Raw genomic sequence first — 2,913 nt, 5'->3', positions numbered from 1 at the left:
CCTCCATCAAGGCGGCGGGCAGGGCAGGTCGATCGGTGGACTCGGTCATCGGGCAGGCGGGCATCGGGTGCCGCGGGAGGGTCTCGGTGGCGCGCACCATAGCAACGGTCCGTGCGGACCGCCTTGCGCCGGATCAAGCCGCTACAGCGCCTCGTCGCGGTAGGCCAGGTGCAGCGCGCCGTTGGACGCGTGGATGCGCTCGTTGCCGATCATCAGCGCCGCCGAATGCGCGTCGCGCAGGTGCCGCGCGATGCTGTACGGCGAATCGTTGCGGTAGCCGCTGGTGCCGGTGATGCGCAGCGCGTCGGTGCAGATCTCGGCCACCAGCTCCGAGGCCGCGAGCTTCAGGTGGTTCAGCTGGATCGCGCAGGCCACCGAGCCGAGCTCCTGCGCGCCGGCATCGGCTGTCGCGCACATCGCGTCGTAGCGGTGCGCCCAGTCGCGCACCTGCACGCGCATCAACTGCAGCTTGGCCGACACCGCGCTCAGCCGCGCTGCCGTCGGCGGCGTGCCGCCCAGGCGCCGCCCGGTGTCGCGCACGAAGGCGCGCGCCCGCGCCACCGCATCGGTCGCGATGCCCAGCCACGCCGAGCCCCACAGGATGTGCGCCCACGGCACCATGGTCTGCGCATTGATCTCGGCGAACGGCGCCGGCACGATCTGCGCCGCGTCGAACCGCGCGCTCACGGTATAGCCCGGGCTGCAGGTGCCGCGCATGCCCATCGCGTCCCAGGTGCCCAGCCGCTCCATCCCGCACTGTCTCTTGTCGAGCAGCACCAGCGCCTGGTCGCCGGCGGCGGCCTCGGCGCTGCGGCGCACCGTCACGAGGAAATCGTCCGCCGCATCGGCATACGACACCACGGTGCCTTCCTTGCGCAGCCTGCACTCGCCGGACGACGCGTCGCGCTCGATCGGGCTGATGCTGGTGCGCACCGAGCCGCCCACGCCGGCCTCGCTGGTCACCGACGCGATCAGCCGCTGCTCGCGCACCAGCCGGTCGAGGCAGTCCGCGAAGTACGGCGTGCTCCCATGGCGCACCAGGCACGCCACCTGCACCTGGTGCATCGCGAACACCATCGCTGCCGACGCGCAGCGCTGCCCCAGCGCCTCGCACATCGCACCCAGTTCGGCGATGCTGCTGCCGTGGCCGCCCAGGCGCGGCGCGACGCGGGCCGACAGCAGCCCGGCATCCTTCAGCGCCATCACGGCCTCGATCGGGAAGCGGCCGTCGCGGTCCACCGCCGCGGCGGCCGGCCCCGCGATCTCGCGGGCGATGCGGCGCACCTGCTCGATGCGGGCTTCGGGCGACGCCAGCGCGTCGAGGGTGTCCTGGAGAATCGCGCTCATGACAGCGGCCTGGTAGTGACGATGCCGCGCATCTTCGCGACGCGGTGCGCACCGGCGCTTGACGCCGCGCAAGTCGGCCGCCGTGCCCCCCGCGCGTCGGGGGGGCATCGATGCGCTCAGCGCATCACGAGCACCGGCGTCTTCGCGTGCGACAGCAGCCGGGCGACCGTCGAGCCGGTCACCAGTTGCCCGAGCGCCCCGTGCCCGTGCGAGCCGAGCATCACGAGGTCGAAGCCGCCTTCCGCGGCCTGCCGGGCCAGCACGGTGCCGGGATCGCCGACCGCCCACCGGCGCTTCGGGTGCCCCGGCAGCCGGTCGAGCGCATTCGACAGCCCTGCCAGCACCCGGTGGCCGGCGTCGGCCTGGCGCGCCTCGATCCCGGGGCGGTCGAGCAGCGCGGCCAACCCGTTGGGCAACGGTGCCAGCACGTGCAACGCCGTGTAGTCGTGGGACGGATCCAGCCACTGCGGATGCGCCGCGAGGCGCTCGAACAGGTGGTGGGTGCAGGCGCTGTCGTCGACGCCGATCAGGATCTTCATCGCGGGTCTCCAGAGGGCCGGTGGTGCCCCGACCGTAACGACAGCGCCGCGCGCTTGCGTTGATGTACCGCAATCGGTGCGGATCGCCGTGCCTGCGGCCGTCGCCGGCGCCGTGCGGTTCCACACGCAGTTGCCGTGTGCGGCGGTGCGGCCTGCCGGGGCTTGACGCCGATCAAATGGCACGCGGCGGCGAATGCCGAGACTGCCTGCAAGGCGTGCCTTCCGGCCCGCAGGAGCCTTCGCATGCGGCAGCAGACCTTGTTGATCGTCGACGACAACCCCGACAACCTGCGGGTGCTCGGCGAGCTGCTGCAGGGCGAATACCGCGTGCTCGCGGCCACCGGCGGCGTGCGTGCGCTGGAACTGGCGCGCCAGCGTCCGGCGCCCGACCTGATCCTGCTCGACGTGATGATGCCGGGGATGAATGGCCACCAGATGCTGCAGGTGCTGCGCGACGACCCCGGCACCTGCGACATCCCGGTGATCTTCTCGACCGCGATGGACTCCACCGAGGACGAGCGCCGCGGCCTGGCCGAGGGGGCCGTCGACTACATCACGAAGCCGCTTCGCCCGGCGGTTCTGCTCGCTCGCGTGCGTGTGCACCTCGTGCTGAAGCAGGCGCGCGACAGCCTGCGCGACGAGAAGGTGGCGCTGCAGGCCGAGCTGCTGCTGCGCCGCCGCGAGAACGAGCGGATCCAGGACGTCGCGATGCGCGCGCTGGCACGGCTGGCCGAGACGCGCGACAACGAGACCGGCAACCACCTGCTGCGCACGCAGGCCGGTGTCGAGGCGCTGGCGCGCCGCGCCTGCAGCCATCCGCGCTTTCGCGATGCACTGGACGAGCACGCGATCGCGTTGATCGCGAAATCTGCGCCGCTGCACGACATCGGCAAGGTCGGCATTCCCGACAGCGTGCTGCTCAAGCCGGGCCCGCTGACGCCCGAGGAGTGGGTTGTGATGAAGACCCACGCGCGCCTGGGTGCCGATGCCATTGCCCATGCGGTGGCCGACACGCACGCGCCGGCGC

General features: G+C 72.3%; 3 protein-coding genes. 1 reads left to right on the top strand and 2 read right to left on the bottom strand.

Annotated features, from left to right (window positions below; translation table 11 throughout):
* Positions 1-141: 141 nt before the first annotated feature.
* Complete coding sequence (locus AC1D12_RS29840; RefSeq protein ID WP_465113043.1) at positions 142-1,347, bottom strand: acyl-CoA dehydrogenase family protein; 1,206 nt, start codon at positions 1,345-1,347, stop codon at positions 142-144.
* Between the two features lie 116 nt (positions 1,348-1,463).
* The gene (locus tag AC1D12_RS29835; RefSeq protein ID WP_477828648.1) at positions 1,464-1,886 is read right to left on the bottom strand and encodes a universal stress protein; all 423 of its coding nucleotides are present in this window, start codon (positions 1,884-1,886) and stop codon (positions 1,464-1,466) included.
* Between the two features lie 243 nt (positions 1,887-2,129).
* Here AC1D12_RS29835 and AC1D12_RS29830 point away from each other — a divergent pair.
* The coding region (locus AC1D12_RS29830; protein WP_477844839.1) for a response regulator at positions 2,130-2,913 on the top strand (784 nt) is incomplete at its 3' end.

Source organism: Rhizobacter sp. P1_G5, from assembly GCF_056405435.1.
Note: the sequence above shows the minus strand (reverse complement) of the source record. Positions and strands in the feature narration are given on the sequence as shown.